This window comes from Clostridium ljungdahlii, assembly GCF_001636845.1.
Classification (GTDB): Bacteria; Bacillota; Clostridia; order Clostridiales; family Clostridiaceae; genus Clostridium_B; species Clostridium_B ljungdahlii_A.
Genome location: NZ_LITT01000008.1, coordinates 37391 through 56006 on the forward strand (window position 1 = coordinate 37391; position 18616 = coordinate 56006).

19 protein-coding genes are annotated in these 18616 nt (G+C 28.3%); 17 read left to right on the forward strand and 2 right to left on the reverse strand.

Annotated features, from left to right (window positions below; all coding sequences use genetic code 11):
- Positions 1 to 71: 71 nt before the first annotated feature.
- Together WY13_RS04350 and WY13_RS04355 are read right to left on the reverse strand one after the other, a co-directional pair.
- Entirely contained in the window at positions 72 to 470 is a 399-nt protein-coding gene (locus WY13_RS04350) for a (deoxy)nucleoside triphosphate pyrophosphohydrolase (protein ID WP_063554484.1), read from the reverse strand.
- Between the two features lie 51 nt (positions 471 to 521).
- The gene (locus WY13_RS04355; RefSeq protein WP_063554485.1) at positions 522 to 941 is read right to left on the reverse strand and encodes a hypothetical protein; all 420 of its coding nucleotides are present in this window, start codon (positions 939 to 941) and stop codon (positions 522 to 524) included.
- A 206-nt stretch (positions 942 to 1147) separates the two neighbouring features.
- Here WY13_RS04355 and WY13_RS04360 point away from each other — a divergent pair, with 206 nt between their 5' ends.
- The 17 genes from WY13_RS04360 (at position 1148) to hxsB (ending at position 18336) form a co-directional block, all read left to right on the forward strand.
- Positions 1148 to 4327, forward strand: coding sequence for a DUF3427 domain-containing protein (locus tag WY13_RS04360; RefSeq protein WP_063554516.1), 3180 nt, complete (start codon positions 1148 to 1150; stop codon positions 4325 to 4327).
- Positions 4328 to 4474: 147 nt separating this feature from the next.
- The gene (locus WY13_RS04365; protein ID WP_063554486.1) at positions 4475 to 5575 is read left to right on the forward strand and encodes an AAA family ATPase; all 1101 of its coding nucleotides are present in this window, start codon (positions 4475 to 4477) and stop codon (positions 5573 to 5575) included.
- Entirely contained in the window at positions 5568 to 6338 is a 771-nt protein-coding gene (locus WY13_RS04370) for a hypothetical protein (RefSeq protein ID WP_063554487.1), read from the forward strand. Before WY13_RS04365 ends, WY13_RS04370 begins: the two co-directional genes overlap by 8 nt.
- Positions 6339 to 6373: 35 nt before the next feature.
- Positions 6374 to 7117 carry a DUF429 domain-containing protein gene (locus WY13_RS04375; protein ID WP_063554488.1) on the forward strand — a complete coding sequence of 248 codons (744 nt, stop codon included), beginning with the start codon at positions 6374 to 6376 and terminating at the stop codon, positions 7115 to 7117.
- A 363-nt stretch (positions 7118 to 7480) separates the two neighbouring features.
- Complete coding sequence (locus WY13_RS22025; RefSeq protein ID WP_278321766.1) at positions 7481 to 7603, forward strand: hypothetical protein; 123 nt, start codon at positions 7481 to 7483, stop codon at positions 7601 to 7603.
- 1 nt (position 7604) lies between these two features.
- Positions 7605 to 7982: an HIT family protein gene (locus WY13_RS04380; RefSeq protein ID WP_063554517.1), complete on the forward strand. Its 378-nt coding sequence runs from the start codon at positions 7605 to 7607 to the stop codon at positions 7980 to 7982.
- 31 nt (positions 7983 to 8013) lie between these two features.
- Entirely contained in the window at positions 8014 to 8148 is a 135-nt protein-coding gene (locus WY13_RS22030) for a hypothetical protein (RefSeq protein WP_278321767.1), read from the forward strand.
- Between the two features lie 95 nt (positions 8149 to 8243).
- Positions 8244 to 8717 (forward strand): UPF0158 family protein, encoded by a 474-nt coding sequence (locus WY13_RS04385; protein ID WP_063554518.1) that lies wholly within the window; start codon positions 8244 to 8246, stop codon positions 8715 to 8717.
- Positions 8718 to 8977: 260 nt separating this feature from the next.
- Entirely contained in the window at positions 8978 to 11470 is a 2493-nt protein-coding gene (locus WY13_RS04390) for a DEAD/DEAH box helicase family protein (protein ID WP_063554489.1), read from the forward strand.
- A 25-nt stretch (positions 11471 to 11495) separates the two neighbouring features.
- On the forward strand, positions 11496 to 11807 hold the full coding sequence (locus tag WY13_RS04395) for a nucleoside triphosphate pyrophosphohydrolase (protein WP_063554490.1): 312 nt from the start codon (positions 11496 to 11498) through the stop codon (positions 11805 to 11807).
- A 988-nt stretch (positions 11808 to 12795) separates the two neighbouring features.
- A complete protein-coding gene (locus WY13_RS04400; protein WP_063554491.1) occupies positions 12796 to 13476 on the forward strand; it encodes an MORN repeat-containing protein in 681 nt (226 codons plus the stop codon).
- Between the two features lie 17 nt (positions 13477 to 13493).
- A complete protein-coding gene (hxsA3, locus tag WY13_RS04405; protein ID WP_063554492.1) occupies positions 13494 to 13946 on the forward strand; it encodes a His-Xaa-Ser repeat protein HxsA3 in 453 nt (150 codons plus the stop codon).
- Positions 13947 to 13970: 24 nt separating this feature from the next.
- Positions 13971 to 14405: a His-Xaa-Ser system protein HxsD gene (hxsD, locus tag WY13_RS04410; RefSeq protein WP_063554493.1), complete on the forward strand. Its 435-nt coding sequence runs from the start codon at positions 13971 to 13973 to the stop codon at positions 14403 to 14405.
- 9 nt (positions 14406 to 14414) lie between these two features.
- Positions 14415 to 14639, forward strand: a complete 225-nt coding sequence (locus tag WY13_RS04415) for an HxsD-like protein (RefSeq protein ID WP_063554494.1) — start codon at positions 14415 to 14417, stop codon at positions 14637 to 14639.
- A gap of 18 nt (positions 14640 to 14657) precedes the next feature.
- Positions 14658 to 15704, forward strand: a complete 1047-nt coding sequence (locus WY13_RS04420; protein WP_063554495.1) for a prepilin peptidase — start codon at positions 14658 to 14660, stop codon at positions 15702 to 15704.
- Positions 15705 to 15712: 8 nt separating this feature from the next.
- Complete coding sequence (hxsC, locus tag WY13_RS04425; RefSeq protein WP_063554496.1) at positions 15713 to 16891, forward strand: His-Xaa-Ser system radical SAM maturase HxsC; 1179 nt, start codon at positions 15713 to 15715, stop codon at positions 16889 to 16891.
- 50 nt (positions 16892 to 16941) lie between these two features.
- Positions 16942 to 18336, forward strand: a complete 1395-nt coding sequence (hxsB, locus tag WY13_RS04430; RefSeq protein WP_063554497.1) for a His-Xaa-Ser system radical SAM maturase HxsB — start codon at positions 16942 to 16944, stop codon at positions 18334 to 18336.
- Positions 18337 to 18616 lie beyond the last annotated feature (280 nt).

An 18616-nucleotide genomic window follows, 5' to 3' on the forward strand; every position in this document is an offset into this window, starting at 1 on the left:
TTAAACATAGGAGAGAGTTTTATTCTATATTTATTAATTAGGCAGTAATCAAAAAGGTATAGTGTTTTTTACTATACCTTTTCTGATATCAACTTTTCAACTGTAGGAATATCTGCTGGAGCCCATTTTAAAGAAGAGAGGTTCTCTCTTTTTAGCCATATCAGTTTAGAATGTTCATTGGCTGTAGGAATATCTGATACTAATTTGCACTTTACAGTAATCAAATTTACTATAAAAGCATCATATTCATGAGTATTGTCATTAAATACATCCAAGTATTCTACAGTGCATTTTAACTCCTCTTGGATTTCTCTTTCTATAGCTTGTTTCAAATTTTCACCTTTCTCAACTTTCCCACCTGGAAATTCCCATTTGTTTGGCAGGGACATTTTTGGAGAACGAAGAGCGCATAGTATTTCATTATTTTCATTTTCTATAACAGCTCCGACGACTTTCAATGTTTTTTTCATTTTAGCAACACCTTTCTTCTAGAAAAGTTTAGCATAGATGGGTGCTTAAATTTATTTCTGCTTATATAATCCAAATCCAGTTATAATCAATTTATCCCAACCAGTTTCTTCATTATTAATCCAACTGTATTCAATATTAAGTTCTTTCAACCAAGCATTAAGTCCATTACTTACTTTACTTACATTTGGCGATTTTCTTCCAAATTTGTCTTTTATCGTTTCAAGCAATTCAACTTGTTCTTCTTTTTCTAATTCTTTATCTAACATTCCTTCTATGACTTCGCGGCATTCTGAATAGGATTTATGATCCTCGGCATATATTTCATTGGCTAATAATTGTCTTTTGTTATTTAAAGTCTTTTTTACTTCATTTATTTCTTCTACATTTGATAAGTACTTTTTAGCTATGTTCATAGCAGCAATTTCATTATCTATTTTGATTATTGTTCTTTCTAATTTTTCATTTCTCATTTTAATAGTCTCACTTTACATTTTTTATTTAGACATTTTCTAACGACAATAGGTAATTATATCATAAAACTACTTATCATACAAAATTTTAAAAATTTTTAGGCAGCAGGTATGAATGTACCTTATTTTTGATAAAAAGGTAAGAATAAGTTATAATATGCACATATGAATGTAAACTAGGAAGCAGCAGGGGAGTGTCAACTGTGATAAAGGATGGGGTCTATGAACAGGTAATATATGAGGATCTTAAAAATAAGTTAAAAGAATTAGATTTAGATAAATATGTTCTTGAAAAAGAAACTATAGATGTAGAAGAAGCTAAAACTATACTCACAAGCTACATATCTTCTGTAGTTAAAAAGTGTTTAAGATTTATAAGGGAAAGTAATAAAAAGAACGATAAGGAAGCTTTGATTTCACAAATAAAGGCTTGCAATGAGCTTATAAAAAGTTTAAGCAAATTATCCCATGAGAAAAACATTACTGGGTTAAAAATTGATGAAGAAGGTGAAATGCTTACGGCTTTGTATTCAAAAATAAATAGCATTAAAGCTGTTAAGGAAGATAAGGCAGTAAGACCAGTAACTCCACTTTCTCAGAGTTCACTTTTCACTGGTTCAAAGCAGGAGCCAGACATGATGAGTGAAATAAAAAAAGAAATATTGTGCTGTGATTCTATTGATATGTTGGTGTCCTTTATTAAATGGAGCGGTTTAAGATGCATAATTGAAGAGCTTAAAGAGTTTACAGAAGGAGAAGATCATAAGCTTAGGATTATTACTACTTCTTATATGGGAGCTACTGATTATAAAGCTATTGAAGAACTTAGTAAGCTTAAAAACACTGAAATAAAAATATCCTATGATACTGATAGAACAAGGCTTCATGCAAAGGCTTATCTTTTTAAAAGGGAAACAGGCTTTACTACAGCTTATATAGGATCTTCCAATTTATCTAATGCGGCACTAACCTCCGGACTTGAGTGGAATATAAAAGTTACGGAAAAAGATTCCTTTGATATTATTAAAAAGTTTCAGGCAACATTTGAAAGCTACTGGAATGATGATGAGTTTAATAGTTTTAATGGAGAACTTGAAGGGGATAAGAAAAGGCTTATAACTTCTTTAAAAAAGGAAAGTAAAACTGATAGTAATGATAATACTATATTTAGTTTAGATATACATCCCTACTATTATCAAAAGGAAATATTAGAAAAACTTAAGGCTGAAAGAACACTATATGGAAGATGTAAAAACCTTATAGTAGCAGCTACAGGAGTTGGAAAAACAGTTATAGCAGCCTTTGATTATAAGGACTTTGTAAAAGAAAATAGAAAAGAGAAAAATAGGCTTTTATTTATAGCTCACAGAGAAGAAATATTAAAGCAGAGTAGAGACACCTTCAGAGCTATATTAAAGGATAATAATTTTGGTGATTTATATGTAGGCGGAAATATACCAGAGTCTTTGGATCACCTGTTTATGAGTATACAAAGCTTTAATTCTTCAAGGCTTTATGAAAAGACTACTTCTGATTTTTATGATTTTATAATTGTAGATGAGTTTCATCATGCAGAAGCACCTTCCTATAAAAAACTTTTGGATTATTATGCTCCAAAGATACTTTTAGGATTAACAGCTACTCCAGAGAGAATGGATGGCAAAAATGTACTGGAACGCTTTGATGATAGAATAGCAGCGGAAATGAGGTTATCAGAAGCCATAGACAAAAAGCTTTTAAGCCCATTTCAATACTTTGCAGTATCAGATAGTGTGGATTTATCTAAGCTTAAATGGACTAGAGGCGGATATGATAAAAATGAGCTTGAAAATGTATATACCAGTAATGATATTAGAGTAAGTGGAATAATAAGCAGTTTGTATAAATATGTTACGGATATTGATGAGGTTGTGGGACTAGGATTTTGTGTAAGTGTAGAACATGCTAAATATATGGCAGATAGATTTAACAGCAGATGTATTCCTTCTATAGCAGTACTTGGAGAAAGCAGCAGTGAAGAAAGAAATAATGCTAAAAGAAGACTTATATCAGGTGAAGTTAAGTTTATATTTACAGTAGATTTATATAATGAAGGTGTAGACATACCAGAAGTAAATACAGTGCTGTTTTTAAGGCCAACAGAAAGCTTAACAGTATTTTTGCAGCAGCTTGGAAGAGGTCTTAGATTATATGAAGGAAAAGAATGTTTAACAGTACTGGATTTTGTAGGTCAGGCTCATAAAAACTATGATTTTGAGCAAAAATTTAAAGCACTCATTGGTAAATCAAAATATTCAGTAGAATATAGTATAAACAATGGATTTTTGAATTTACCTAAAGGATGCTATATACATTTAGAAAAACAGGCTAAGGAATATATATTAAGAAATATAAAGGGAGCTAAATTGACAAAAGCAAGCCTTATAAGTAAATTGAAATACTTTGAAGGTGACACCTACAAAAAGCCAACACTAGGAAATTTTTTAGATTACTATAATTACAGTTTAGTTGATGTCTATGGTAAAAATGGAAACAGAAGCTTTTCTAGAATGAAGGTTGAAGCAGGATTAATAGATGACTATGTAAACAAGGATGAAGTACTTCTTACAAAGAAAATGAAAAACCTATTTCACATTAATTCAAGAAAACTTATAGAGTTTATGATAAAAGTGTTAACTTTAAAATCTAAATTGGACACTAGCAATTTAGATGAAGAAGAAAAACATATGCTTGGAATGTTATATTACAGCTTTCATATGGAACTTCCAGAAAAAATAGGTTATAAATCCTTTGCAGAGGCTTTATATAACCTTTGTTCTAATAATAAGGAATTAATAGAAGAAGCTGTAGAAATTCTTAATTATAATTACTTACATATTGATTTCATAGATAAAACTGTGGATTTAGGAGGAGCTGTTCCATTAGATTTACATTGCAATTATTCTATAGATCAGATTATGGCTGCCTTTGGATATTTTAATGAAAATAAAAAGCCATCCTTTAGAGAAGGAGTAAAGTATTTTAGAGAAATGAAAGTAGATGCCTTTTTTATAACCTTAAATAAGTCGGAAAAGGATTATTCTCCTTCCACTCTTTATGAGGACTATGCCATGAATGAGAGGTTGTTTCACTGGCAAAGTCAAAGTAGAACCAGTTTAGAAAGTGAAACGGGACAAAGGTATATTAATCATTTCAAAACGGGTAATAAAATAGTTTTATTTGTTAGAGAAAGTAAGAAGAAGGATGGTTTAGCTGCACCTTACACTTATTTGGGAGAGGCAGAGTATGTAAGTCACAGAGGAAGCATGCCTATTAGCTTTGTGTGGAGATTGAAGGAAGAGATGCCTGCGGGGATTATGGGGGCGGCTAATAAAGGGGTAGTTTAAAAAATATAGTTGCTAAAAGATAAATTAGAATATAGTAAGTACAAAAAGTTTAATATAAATATATTACCGTAATTTTTTTACGACAACTTGAATAATTTCGTTGATTTCAGTCTAGAATAATGTATAATTTAATTTGGGGGTGATATTATGTTGAAAAAATTTGAAGTAAGAGGTTTTAAAAATTTTAAAGAAAATATACAGCTGGACTTTTCAGATGTACGAGATTATAAATTTAATGAACAGTGTGCCAGTAAAGGTTTACTGAATAAAATAATAATTTATGGAAAAAATTCAGTTGGAAAATCAAATTTGGGCTTAGCACTATTTGATATTACAACACATTTGGCTGATAAAAATGTTACACCGGATTTATATGATTACTATTTAAATGCAGATTTAGATTCAGGTTTTGCTGAGTTTCATTATGTATTTAAATTAGAAGCTGGAGAAATAGATTATTTGTATCGAAAAAATGATGTAAGAGAGCTAACATTTGAAAAGATTTCAATAAATAACGAAGTTATAATGACTTATGATTATACAAAAAAATCAGGAGATTTAGAAGGACTTAAAAAATTAGCTCCTTCCTTGAATTTTGAATTCCAAAATGAGAATATCTCAATTTTAAAATATGTAGTTAATAATACTTTATCTAGTACTGCTGCACCTCTTAAGCAATTGATGCGTTTTGTAAATAATATGTTATGGTTTCGAAGTCTTGATGAAAACAGATATATAGGTTATAAAAAGGAAAGTGAAGATTATATAAACTTTATATTTGAAAAAGATTATTTGAAAACTTTTCAGGATTTGCTTCATACAGCAGGAGTTAATGAAGATTTAGTAGCTATAAAAGATCCTGATGGAAAACAGCGTTTATACTTTAATAAAAAAACTCCTATTCCATTTTTTAAAGTTGCTTCTAATGGAACTAAGGCTTTGTATGCACTCTATTATTGGCTCACAACGGCTAAAGATATATCATTTTTGTTTATTGATGAATTTGATGCATATTATCATTTTGAACTTTCAGAAATGATAGTACAGTTACTAGAAAAACATAAGGAGTTTCAAACTATTTTAATTTCTCATAACACTAATCTCTTGACAAATAGGATTATGCGTCCAGATTGCTATTTTATATTAACGTCAGATAAGTTAACATCATTGGCTAATGCTACCAATAGAGAATTGCGTGAAGGACATAATTTAGAAAAGCTTTATATAAATGGTGAATTTGATGAGTAAGGTAGTAAAAAAGAATATTTTAGTTTTGGTAGAAGGTGCTAAAACAGATGTAAAAGTAATGGAGAAATTATTTAATATTTATGAAATAGATGCTAAGTATAAAATAGTATCATACTGTACTAATATATACACACTTTATCAAGAAATGTTTAGAGATGGTATTGATGGATTAGAGGATATGGATATACTTCAAGTATTAAAAGCTAGAGAAAAAAATATTGAGAAGAAAAAAATATTTGATAAGAGATATACAGATATACTACTAATTTTTGATTTAGATCCACAGGACCCACAATTTGTGCCTGAAAATATTAAATTAATGCAAGATTATTTTTGTGAATCTTCAGATATGGGAAAACTATATTTAAATTACCCAATGATTGAAGCATTTTATCATTTAAGTTCTATACCAGATGATGAGTATTTTAGTAGAAAAGTTAAATTGAAAGAGCTTCAAGATAAAAAATATAAATTCCGTGTACAACAGGAAAGTATGGGTAATGATTATCGCAAATTTGCTGCGAGTAAAGATCTATGTAATATAATTATTTTGCAAAATCTCACTAAAGCTATATTTTTGGCTACTGGCAAATCTATTAAGTGGAAAGATATAGTAGTTAATGCTAATTTAATTGAGCTAGTAGATTCAAATTTTATATTAGAAAAACAGCTATTTCATCTAAAAAATGATAAATTTATATATGTTCTTTGTACTTGTGTATTCTATATTATAGAATATAATCCCAATCTTTTACTATCTTAAGTTATTAATGAAAATGTAAATTTTAAGGAGAGAAAATGAAATTTTGTGGTATAGATGTACATTTAAGAACTCTGTCAATTGCAGAAATAGATGAGAATTTCAATGTAAGTTTATTGAAGAATATGACTTTGAATGAACTAAAAGAATATATAAAGAATACGCCTATAACTTTAATAGGCGTAGATGCACCATATAATCTAAATCAAGGGTTAATGAATGATGAAGCATATAGAAATAAGCTAGGTAGAAAAATTAATGGACATTATAATAAAAAAGTTTCAGAATACGAATTATCAAGAAGAGGTATAAATCCATTTTCTACTCCATCATCTATGGAAATAGTAAGAAGTAAAAACTATTTATCTTGGATGGAAACAGGATTCAAAGTATATAATATTTTAAAAGAAAAAGGATTTGAATTACTAAATGAAAGTAATTTAAATGAAAAGAAAGATAGAGGAATGATTGAAGTATTTCCTCATGCTTGTTTTACAGTTCTTGCAGGAAAACTTCTATCCAATAAAAATACTGAAAAAGGAATAAATGAAAGAATAAATGTTATTGAGGGACAGGGCTTTACTGGAATTAGAGATTATCTTCAAAATATAAATAAGAAGTATAAGGATGATTTCCTGGATGCATTAATTGCAGCTTATACTGTATATAAAATATATAATGGAAGCGGAACATTTGTTGGTGATACGGTAGAAGGACAGATTGCTTTACCAGTAGATAAAATTAAAGATTCATATAAAAGAGCAGTAGATCTAACCAATTAACGGAGCACCAGATGCTCTAGAATTATTAAAAACCAAGCAGGATGAAGATATTAAAGCAACTATAGTAGATGCAAATAATAATAGAGATAAGTTTTAATTTTCGGAAGTTTTATAAGCTTTTGTACAAAAGTTACTATTTATCTCCATTTTTTTACTGTAAAAAGAGATGAATATGTTATAAAATAACAGTATAATTTGAAATTTTATGTAAAAAGAGTAATCAATGAAGAATAATTTATAGAAAAATTTTAGTGAGTTGTTTTTATTACTATTATGATTGATAAATATGATAACAATATGGTTTTAATAATTGATGAGGTAGATAAAAGTAGTGGCAATAGAGTATTTATGTAGTTTTTAGGAGTGCTTAGAAATAAATATTTAGTTATGGCTTCAAAAGAAGACATAAATTCTAAAAGTGTTATATTAGGTGGAGTAAATGATATCAATGATATTAAGCTTCAAATTAGAGAAGAAAGGAATTAAAATGACAGATTGTATATTTTGTAATTACAACAAATCAGAAATAATAGCAGAAAATAAGCTTGCTTTTGCTATAATGGATAGGTTTCCCGTAAATGAAGGGCATACCTTGATAATACCCAAAAGACATTTTCCATTTTTATTTGAAGCCTCAGAGGAAGAAATAAAAGATATATACAGCCTTATGTATGAGGTTAAGGAAATGTTAGATATTCAGTATGAACCAGCAGGATACAATGTGGGAGTTAATATTGGCTATTATGCTGGACAGACAATAAAGCATTTGCATGTTCATCTAATTCCTAGATATAAGGGAGATGTAGAAAATCCTAGAGGGGGAGTTAGAAACTTAAAGAAGGCTTTGGTTGAGTATGATGGGTAAAATACAGTATTTGTAATATTAGGGCGGAAGTATGTATAAAATAATGACAGTAGAGGATGATTTAAGACTTTGTGAAGAAATACAAGAAGCTCTTTCAAATTTAATAGAAATAAAAATTATACTGCAGCGTGGATTAAAGAAGATGGAAAAAAGATATTTGAAGTAATGGTTTAATTAAATTTTTTTAGTTACGGAAATTGGTAAAGGATAATTCATACGTTGAAAAGTCTTTATAATAAATTAAAAGTGAGGGCTGTAGTGATGAAAAAAGTTAAATTAGAAGATATTATAGAAGCTATGGAGTTAATTAATGATGATAGCAATTGTTATTATAATAAAATGACAGGTGAAATTACTTATGTGGATGATGAAACAAGAAGATTAGCTGAGGATTGTAGCATGGAAGATTTAGAAAGTTTGCCTGATTGGCAGAGGGATGATGTTAGACGAGCTATTGATGTTGAAGAAAACTGGAATTATTATATTGCTTTACCATCAAAGTTTGATATTAATGAGTATGATATTATGGTTAAATTTTGTTATTTCTTAGATAATGATAAAATAGCTAACCAACTATTAAATGCGTTAAATGGAAGAGGAGCTTTTAGGAGATTTAAGGACACGGCTTTCAGACTTAGCATAGAAGAAAAATGGTATGAGTTTAGAGATGAAGCTTTGAGAAAAATTGCATTGGATTGGTGCAGTTGCAATGGAGTGGAAATTGACAACAAGTAGATATTGGGAAAATATCTATCTTTAAATTCTAATTAGAGATAAGTTTTAGCTTTTAGAAGTTTTATTAATAAACTTTTATAGGAGAGTTAGTACTTGTCTCCATTTTTTTACTGTAAAAAGAGATGAATATGTTATAAAATAACAATATAATTTGAAATTTTATGTAAAAAGACCAATTAATATAGCTACGGTAAATAAATTTTATGGATTTGTGAAATTGTAAAATTATAAAAACATTCTACCTTGGAAGAGGTGAAAGCATGACAAAAAAATTGAAATTAGAAAATAATTATGATTATGCATCTGTAGATGCAATAGAAGCTAAAGAAATAGAAAAATCCAACTGTATTACTGGTGACACTAATCATTTGTTGCCCAGGCTTAAGGAGTCCTTTAAGAAAGCTGTAAGCATTGACATAATAGTAGCATTTTTAATGGAGTCAGGAGTAAAGCTTTTAAAAGAAGAACTTAAGGAAGTAGTAAATAAAAATATACCTATAAGAATACTTACGGGTAACTACCTAAATATAACTCAACCACAAGCTTTGTATATGTTAAAGGATATAATGAGAGATAAGGTCGATTTGAGGTTCTATAATATACCAAACAAGTCATTTCACCCAAAGGCGTACATTTTTGAGTATGAAAAGGATGGAGATTTATATGTAGGTTCCTCCAATATATCAAGATCAGCATTAACTAGCGGCATTGAGTGGAATTATAGATTAAATAAAGATAAGAATATTGATGATTTTAACAGCTTTAAAAGTACTTTTGAGGATTTATTTTTAAATCATTTTACAATAATAGACGAAGAAGAAATGAGAAAGTATTCAGAAAGTTGGGTAAGACCTAAGGTATATAAACATATAGATAATAATGAAAATGTTTCTTTAAAGAAGGATAATAATCTAATTGAATTTTATGAGCCAAGAGGAGCACAGATAGAAGCTTTATATGAATTAAAGAAAAGAAGAGAAGAGGGGTATGATAAAGGTCTGGTAGTAGCAGCTACAGGTATAGGAAAAACGTATTTAGCTGCTTTTGATTCAAGGGATTATAATAGAATTTTATTTGTGGCTCATAGAGAAGAAATAATAAATCAAGCAGCAGTATCTTTTAAAAATGTAAGGTCAGATAAGTCTATAGGCTTTTTTTATAGTAATAACAAAGATAATACTAGCGACTTTATATTTGCAACAGTTCAAACTCTTGGAAAACCTGAATATTTAAATGATAAGTATTTTGCTAAAGATGCTTTTGATTATATTGTAATAGATGAATTTCATCATGCAGCTGCAGGAAATTATAAAAATATAATTGATTATTTTCAGCCTAAATTTATGTTAGGTTTAACAGCTACTCCAGAAAGATTGGATAATAAAGATGTATTTGCATTATGTGATAACAATGTAGCTTATGAAGTTAGGTTGAAATCTGCCATTAATAAAGGGTGGCTTGTGCCTTTTAGATATTATGGAATATATGATGAATTTGTAAATTATGAAACCATAGATTATAAAAATGGTAAATATGATAATAACAAGTTAGAAAAAGCTTTAATGATAAATAAAAGGGCAGATTTAATAATTGGACATTATAGTAAATACAAAAGTCAAAGAGCTTTAGGATTTTGTTCATCAAGAAAGCATGCAGAATTTATGGCAGAATACTTTTGTAGTAAAGGTGTAAAAGCTTGTGCAGTAGTAAGTGAAGGAAACTCTGACTGTAGTGTAGATAGAAACGAAGCAGTAAATAGGCTTGCTAAAGGTGAAATAAAGGTAATATTTTCAGTGGATATGTTTAATGAAGGCCTGGATATTCCTTCAATAGATCTTGTCATGTTCTTAAGACCTACACAGTCACCAACAGTATTTTTGCAGCAGCTTGGAAGGGGTCTCCGTAAGTATAAGGGAAAGAGTTATTTAAATGTATTAGATTTTATAGGAAACTATAAAAAGGCAAATCTTGTACCTTTATTTCTTACTGGGGAACCAAAGAATTCTGGAGGTTCAAGAACTATACCGGATGAAGAAGAATATCCAGAAGAATGTTTTGTAGATTTTGATTTTAGGCTTGTGGACATATTTAAGAAAATGGAACAGCAGAGTAAAAGGCTTCAGGATATAATAAAAGAGGAATATTACAGGATAAAAGAAGACTTAGGGCACAGACCTACAAGAGTGGAGTTTATAACTTATATTGAAAATGACATATATAATAGAATAAAAAATGCATCAGATAAAAATCCTTTTAGAAATTACTTAGGTTTTTTAAAGAATATTGGGGAGCTTTACCAAGATGAGGCTGAACTTATGGGAACAAAGGCAGAAGAATTTATAAATATGATAGAAAGAACATCTATGTCTAAAACCTATAAGATGCCTGTACTTTTAGCTTTTTATAATGATGGAAACTTAAAATTAAATATAAATGAAGAAGATATTTATAATAGTTTTAAAGACTTCTATGCAAAAGGGTCAAATGCGGTAGATTTGCTAAATCAGAAATCTACAAAAGGTTTTAAAAACTGGGATAAAAACCAGTGGTATAAGTTGGCAAAGGATAATCCATTGAAGTTTTTGGCTAAAACTCAAAAGGAGTTTTTCTATTTTGATAAAGAAGATTACTGTTTAAATGAAAATTTAGAGGAATTTAAAGCAAATAAAGCTTTTGTGAAACATTTTAAAGATGCAGTAGATTTTAGAACAAGAGAGTATTATAAAAATAGAGTGGAAAATAAGAAAAACTGAGAATGAATAAAGGAAGGTTAATATAATGAAGACTTATAATAAATTAGTTCGTGATAAAATACCACAGGTAATAGAAGCTGCGGGTAAGAAATTTGATGTTAGGAAGGCAGATAAGGAGGAACACTATAAGCTTCTTGAAGTTAAGTTAGAAGAAGAAGTTAAGGAATTTTTAGAGGATAAGAATTTAGAAGAATTGGCGGATGTTATGGAAGTGATTTTTGGATTGGCTGAGAATTTGGGGTATAGTGAAGAAGATTTGATGAAGGTGAGGTTGCAGAAGAAAGAAAAACGTGGTGGATTTAAGGAAGGGATTGTGCTTGAGAGGGTTTATGAGTAGTGTATAAGTAGAGCCTTAAAAAAATAATATTTATTAAACATTCTGAATGACTTTTCCATAGGAAAGCCTATTGATCCTACATTGACTTAAGTTTTTTAGAAATATGTATTTTTATTGAAATAACCATTTTTGTATATAAAATTTAGGTATGATATCAGTATAGTTTAATAGTTACGTTTTTTTATTTATATTGGAAATAATTAAAGGGTGCTTTCACATGCAGGGAATCTGCACTAGCAGTCCACTTTTCACATGAGAAACACCCATATATTTGCACTATTATAATATGACTAAAATAATTATTTATGCTAATATACAACTGGTTTATGATGTTAGTATATTATATAATAGTATAAATATCAACATAGAAAATAGTGTAGTAGTATTAAAGAAATATTGTAACTATTCAGCTATTGACAAAATAAATTAATTTGTCCAACGGCTTATATAGCCAATTACAATTTGGAAAATTATATCATCAACTAAAAAGCATCAAAATATTGTGCTAATTTTTAAATTTTACTCTATTATCTAACTATATGTTGTGATTTTTTAAGTATAAAAATCAATATATAGTGGCTGAATAGTTACACTTAGAAATAAATAGATTATGTTTTAAAACTAACCTAATAGTATAAAGAGTAGTTAAACTTTTTATAATTAATTCTAGCATATCCAATACCACCCCCTAAGCTAAAGTGAAATAATTCACCAATAGCCCAAGGAGATAAAATATTCAAAACCTCCGCAGCCATCCATCTGCGATTATTCAATTATACTTGGATATTGTACCATAATTATGAAAAAGTATATAGAGGTATATGTTGGAAAACGATACATGAAGCGCGTCAATATAAATTAAATTGTATTTTATCTAATTATATGCAGGAATTTAATTATTTTTGTAGAAGTATAATATAATTGATAAAATTTGTGAATTTATACATAGGTTTGAAATTACTATAGATAAAAAATGGGAGGTGGAATTTTGAAAATACAAGATAAATATAACAAAATAGGAAAAAGTAAATCTAATGATTTAGATAAGACTGTTATTTTAAAACCTAAGGATATTGAAACAAAGCCAGTTAAGAAAAAGAAAAAACGTTGGATTTTTGGAGGAATAATAGCCCTATTTATACTTATAGGAGCTATAGGTAGTTTAAATAGTCCCAAGAATGATAGCACTAATAGCAATTCTGTGAAGACAACTTCAAGTTCACAAAAGCAAGCTGCAGTCGAAACTGCTCCAGTGAAAGCAACTTTAAAGTATGATGGAGATACTTATGATGGCTATGTGAAGGATAATAAAAAAATTCAACAAGGTAAGTATACTTGGGCTAATGGTGATGTTTACGATGGACAGTGGGCGGATAATAAGATGAATGGAAAAGGTGTTTTGAAAAAAGCTAATGGTGACAGCTATAATGGAGAATTTATAAATAATAAAAAACAGGGAAGCGGTACATATGTATGGGCAGATGGTGAAAGTTATGAAGGAAGCTTTCAAAATGATTTAATGAATGGAGAAGGCATTTATCATTTTAAAAATGGTGATATATATGATGGAGAGTGGAGCAATAATAAAATGAATGGTGAAGGAAAATATACGTATAAAAATGGACAAGTACAGCAGGGAACCTGGGAAAATAATAAATTAAAAAAATGATTTGGAGTGCATGAATAATGAAAGAAAAAAATATAAGCAAATTACAATTTCCTCAAATAAAGAAATCTATAACTGATTTTATATATGAAGAGGAAGGGGAAATAAGCAGAAATAAGTTGATGTTTGTAGGATCTTTATTAGTAATAGCTAGTTTTATAGCTTCTGGTGAAAGTGCATTTGCTTCACATAGTTCTCATTCTTCCCACAGTTCTCATTCTTCACATAGTTCTTCAAGTTATGGTGGAGGAAATAATTATACAAATAGTGACAGTTATACAAATTCATCAACAGATACTACGTCGCCAAGCAATGACAGTTATACAAATGACAGCACTTCTTCAAGTACTACAGGAAGTAGTTCAAATAGTACCCAAACTCAAATACAGCCACAATCTCAGCAAACTGTAGTTAAACCTGATCCAGTACCACAGACTCCTCAGACACCAGCAGATACGGATTTACCAAAGTAAAATTGTGTATAAAGGAAGAAATCTATGGATAATGTAATTGAAGTATTAAAAGATGATAAAGCAGTATTTTTTATAAATGAAGAAATATATTCTCTTACAGCAGTGATGAAAACAGCATATATTTTTATAGAAAAAGTTTATATTTATTTTGATTATGAAAAAGAAAAATTAATAAGAGTTGAATTTACTCCAAAGGAAATTAAAGATAAAGATTTTTTGAAAAAATTAGTAGGAGAATTTTATAATGAATTATTAAATCAAACTCTAAGACTTCGAATTTTTAAAGAAACAAAAAATATAAGAGAATTAATACTAGGAAGAGCACTTTATAATACATGTGTAGAAGTTAAAGAAAGTAACAGCATAAATAAAGAAAATTATTACTATCAAATGAATGAGGAAGATGGAAAAATAATATTTAGTGATGATGAAATAAGTAAAGCTTGGGGAGAAAGTTAGCTTATTTAAATGAAAGGGACTTTTATGCAATTTTTTAGACTAAATTTAAAAATTTATAACTTAAAGGATATAAAGAAAGCGGTAGAAGATTACAGAAATTTAGTTGAGATCAGGTACAATCTAGAAGAAAATAATACAGTTATACTTAAATTAAATTGTAATGAAGAAGATTTTGAAATAATTAAAAATGAATTTTGTAATTACGTTATAGGATTAGTTGGGAAACATATATAGTGCTCAGTAGGTGAAGGCATGATTAGTAATTTGATATGTAAAATTTTAAATTTTATTATAATTGCATTAGGTATAAACAGTTCTTATACGGATATAAAAAGAGGTAAGATATATAATAATCATCTTATTATATTTTTCATACCTGGAATCGTACTTCAGATACTTTATTTAAAAAGTTTAAGTTTTACTACAGTTAAAATGTATCTAATTAATTTAATTGCAGCAATATTCTTTTCTATTATGATGTATGTTTTTAAAATATGGGCAGCAGGAGATGCTAAATTAGTTATGTTAATTGTAGGTTTAATGCCTATGGAAATGTACAGGTCTAATCCTAAAAATATATTTCCTGGATTTTCTATTATAGTTCTTATTTTTTTATGTGGATTTGGTTATTTAATATTAGAAAGTTTATTTTTATATATGAAAGATAGATTTTTAAATGCAGATAGAAAATATATAAAGCATATTGATATAGAAGAATTAAAGAGAATAATATTAAGAATTATTTTTGCATGGATTATATCAATAAACTTAAATCGTTTAATAGTCTACTTTTTTAAAAATTTTTATTTGTATAATTTTGGATTATATATGATTTTAAATGCTTTACTCATTCTTTACTTAACAAGGTATGCAAATAGTAAGAAGATATTTTATTGGGTTACTATTCTTGGAGTATTAACATATGTTTTTAGTACTGTTTATTTAGGAACAGGAAACATACATTTAAATGTAAAATTAATGGCATTTGTAATAGTTCTAATCTTATTTAGAGCTTTATGTGGAAAATATAATTATAAAAATGTATCAATAGAAAATTTAAAACCTGGTATGCTGCTGTCTTCAGGTACCGTCTTTAATTTTTATAATTCTAAAATTAAAGGCTTGCCAGAGGATTGTTCGGAAAGTATGAGTTCAAGATTAACTTATGAGGAAATAGAAAGTATTAAGCTTTGGCAAAAAACCAAAAATGGATCAAATGAAGTTGTAATAGTCAGAAAAATACATTTTGCACCATTTATATTTTTAGGAACTGTAATAAGTTTGATTATGGCAGGTTAGGAGATTTTATGATTAAAGATTGCAAATACAGACCTCTTTTTTTAAAGGGAAAAATAGGACAAGGTTCTTATTCTTTAGTTTCAGTATGTAAGAATGAAGAAAGTTTGGATAAAAAACATAAGGCTAAAGTAATACTAAAAAATAAAACTTTTATAAAAGGCTACGATGCTTATGTTTTTCAATCGGAAAATGTACAGGAAAAAATTATGAATTACTTAAAATTAAATAATATTCCATATATTTGTGGCATAGATGAGATAGATACATTAGTAGATAAGGATGTAATCGAAATGGATACTGATAGATCAACTATAAAAGTATTATATAGAGCCAATTCCACAGATAACGTTTTAATGCTTACAAATAAATGCAATAATAATTGTATAATGTGTCCTGATTCTTTAAAGGTAAGAACAGAAAATAAAAATATATCCTTAAGTATTCTAAAAAAGTATATAGAACTTATAGATAAAGAAGTTAAATTTTTATGTATTACAGGTGGAGAACCTACCTTGTTGAAGAAAGACTTTATAGAAATAGTAAGATATTTAGGAGAAAAGCTGCCTGAGACGGAGTACCTTTTACTTACTAATGGAAGAATGTTTTATAATAAAAATTTTGTAGAAGCTTTTTTAAAAAGCACACCAAAAAATTTAATAACAGCCATTCCTATTCACGGCCATTATCCAGAACTTCATGATAGTATATCTGGAGTTAAGGGAAGCTTTATACAAAGCTTTTATGGATTAAAAAATTTATATGAATTAGGAGGAAAAATAGAAATTAGGGTGGTAATAAATAAATTAAATTATAATGTAATTACCAATATTGCTGCTATGATCTCTAATTATTTTCCTAAAGTAGTAAGAGTAAATTTTATGGCTATGGAGATGCTGGGAAATGCTGTAGTTAATAAAGAAAAGGTGTGGATTGATTTTAACAGTGTTCAAGAAAAGCTTAAAGAGGCTGCTTTTATATTATTAAAAGGTGGAATAGAGGTAGGAATTTATAATTTCCCGCTGTGTAGTTTAGATGAAAGCGTATGGAATTTAAGTGTAAGAAGTATATCTGACTATAAGATAAGATATAAAGAACAGTGTAAGGAATGCAGTGTTATGAAAAATTGTGGAGGATTTTTTAATTCTACTATAAATATGAAGGATTTAAAGGTGAAACCAATACAGTAATATATCTGGCAGATATAGAATAAAAATTTTAAAAGTGTAAGAGGTAAATAATGATAAGTAAATTAAATTACTTTAATTTTAAAAATTTTAAAGGTAAGTATTTAATCACTAATGATTTGGGAAATTACTTGTTTTTATCACAACAAGAATTTGAAAAATTATGCGGGCGAACTTATATTGAAGATAAAAATTTATGTGATAAATTATTAAAAAAATATTTTGTAGTAGATGGGAATAGAGAAATTGTTATAAATGAGGCTGCAAATGAACTCAGAAATCATAAAAGCTATTTGTTTGAAGGAACTCAACTTCATATATTTGTACTTACTACTAATTGCAATCAAAGTTGTATTTATTGTCAGGCATCTGCTAGTACTTTAAAAAATTCAAATAAAATAATGAGTAGGGAAGTGGCACAAAAGGCTGTTGATATAGCATTACAATCTCCTAGTAAAAACTTATCCTTTGAATTTCAAGGTGGAGAGCCTTTAATGAATTTTGAAGTGTTAAAATATATAGTTGAGTATGTTAAAGAAAGAAATAAAACTATAAAGAAAGAAATAAGCTTTAATCTGGTAAGTAATTTAATTTTGGCGGATGATGAAATTATAGAATTTCTCATAAGTAATGATATAAATATAGCTACTTCATTAGATGGTAATGAATATGTACATGATAAAAACAGACCATACAGAAAAGAAAGTTCCTTCAAAATTGTAAAAGAAAAAATAAATAAGATTAATAATTTGTATAAAGAAAAAAATAAAAAATGTAGAGTACAAGCTATTCAAACAACTACCAGGTTTAGCTTGGAAAACTGGAAGGAAATAATAGATACCTATGTAGATTTGAGTATGGAAAATATATTTATAAGACCATTAACACCATTAGGAAATTCAAAGGAACATTGGAATAAAGTTGGATACACACCAGAAGAGTTCTTGGATTTTTATAGAAAGTGCTGTAATTATATAAAAAATTTAAATAATAGAGGTATAAATATAAAAGAAGGACATTATTCTATATTCCTATCTAAAATATTAAAAAATGATTATATAAATTATATGGAGCTTAGATCACCTTGTGGTGGAACTATAGGTCAAATGGCATATAATTATGATGGATATATATATACTTGTGATGAAGGCAGAATGCTTGCAGAAAGAGGTAATGAAAGCTTTAAAATAGGTAATGTATATAAAAATGACTTTAATTCGCTAGTTAATAGTAAAGTATGTTCAACATTATGTACTGCCTCTTGTATAGAAACTTTACCAGCATGTTCAGATTGTGTATATAATCCTTATTGTGGAGTGTGTCCAGTGTACAATTATGATAAAACAGGATCTTTGTTTGATCAGATGCCAGGAAATTATAAATGTAAGATTTATAAAGGTATTTTGGATTTGATCTTTGAAGATGTTTTTTTACTATCATTTTTGTAATAAAAGACCTATGCTTTAACAAGAGTTTTAGCATAGGTTTTTACAATTATTTAAATGGAAATAACTTAGTAACATATTTAAAAATATTATTATGTGCTAGAATGTTTAACAGGGATATAAACAGAGTTCTTGGTTTCAGGTGGAGTTTTTTCTCCATCTGAAACTTATTAACAGGATTCTTAGTGCTTTAGCACTTAGAAGGCGTTATCCTTTAGGAAAAATCGTTATCCAGGGGCGTAGCAGCCGTTATCCCCCCACTTTATAAGAAAAGCAGATATCC

Excerpts from the sequence above, each read along its gene's own strand:
- WY13_RS04350 (WP_063554484.1), bottom strand. The coding sequence starts at position 470 with ATGAAAAAAACATTGAAAGTCGTCGGAGCTGTTATAGAAAATGAAAAT.
- WY13_RS04355 (WP_063554485.1), bottom strand. The coding sequence starts at position 941 with ATGAGAAATGAAAAATTAGAAAGAACAATAATCAAAATAGATAATGAA.
- WY13_RS04365 (WP_063554486.1), top strand. The coding sequence starts at position 4,475 with ATGTTGAAAAAATTTGAAGTAAGAGGTTTTAAAAATTTTAAAGAAAAT.
- WY13_RS04370 (WP_063554487.1), top strand. The coding sequence starts at position 5,568 with ATGAGTAAGGTAGTAAAAAAGAATATTTTAGTTTTGGTAGAAGGTGCT.
- WY13_RS04375 (WP_063554488.1), top strand. The coding sequence starts at position 6,374 with ATGAAATTTTGTGGTATAGATGTACATTTAAGAACTCTGTCAATTGCA.
- WY13_RS04380 (WP_063554517.1), top strand. The coding sequence starts at position 7,605 with ATGACAGATTGTATATTTTGTAATTACAACAAATCAGAAATAATAGCA.
- WY13_RS22030 (WP_278321767.1), top strand. The coding sequence starts at position 8,014 with ATGTATAAAATAATGACAGTAGAGGATGATTTAAGACTTTGTGAAGAA.
- WY13_RS04385 (WP_063554518.1), top strand. The coding sequence starts at position 8,244 with ATGAAAAAAGTTAAATTAGAAGATATTATAGAAGCTATGGAGTTAATT.
- WY13_RS04390 (WP_063554489.1), top strand. The coding sequence starts at position 8,978 with ATGACAAAAAAATTGAAATTAGAAAATAATTATGATTATGCATCTGTA.
- WY13_RS04395 (WP_063554490.1), top strand. The coding sequence starts at position 11,496 with ATGAAGACTTATAATAAATTAGTTCGTGATAAAATACCACAGGTAATA.
- hxsA3 (WP_063554492.1), top strand. The coding sequence starts at position 13,494 with ATGAAAGAAAAAAATATAAGCAAATTACAATTTCCTCAAATAAAGAAA.
- hxsD (WP_063554493.1), top strand. The coding sequence starts at position 13,971 with ATGGATAATGTAATTGAAGTATTAAAAGATGATAAAGCAGTATTTTTT.
- WY13_RS04415 (WP_063554494.1), top strand. The coding sequence starts at position 14,415 with ATGAAAGGGACTTTTATGCAATTTTTTAGACTAAATTTAAAAATTTAT.
- WY13_RS04420 (WP_063554495.1), top strand. The coding sequence starts at position 14,658 with ATGATTAGTAATTTGATATGTAAAATTTTAAATTTTATTATAATTGCA.
- hxsC (WP_063554496.1), top strand. The coding sequence starts at position 15,713 with ATGATTAAAGATTGCAAATACAGACCTCTTTTTTTAAAGGGAAAAATA.
- hxsB (WP_063554497.1), top strand. The coding sequence starts at position 16,942 with ATGATAAGTAAATTAAATTACTTTAATTTTAAAAATTTTAAAGGTAAG.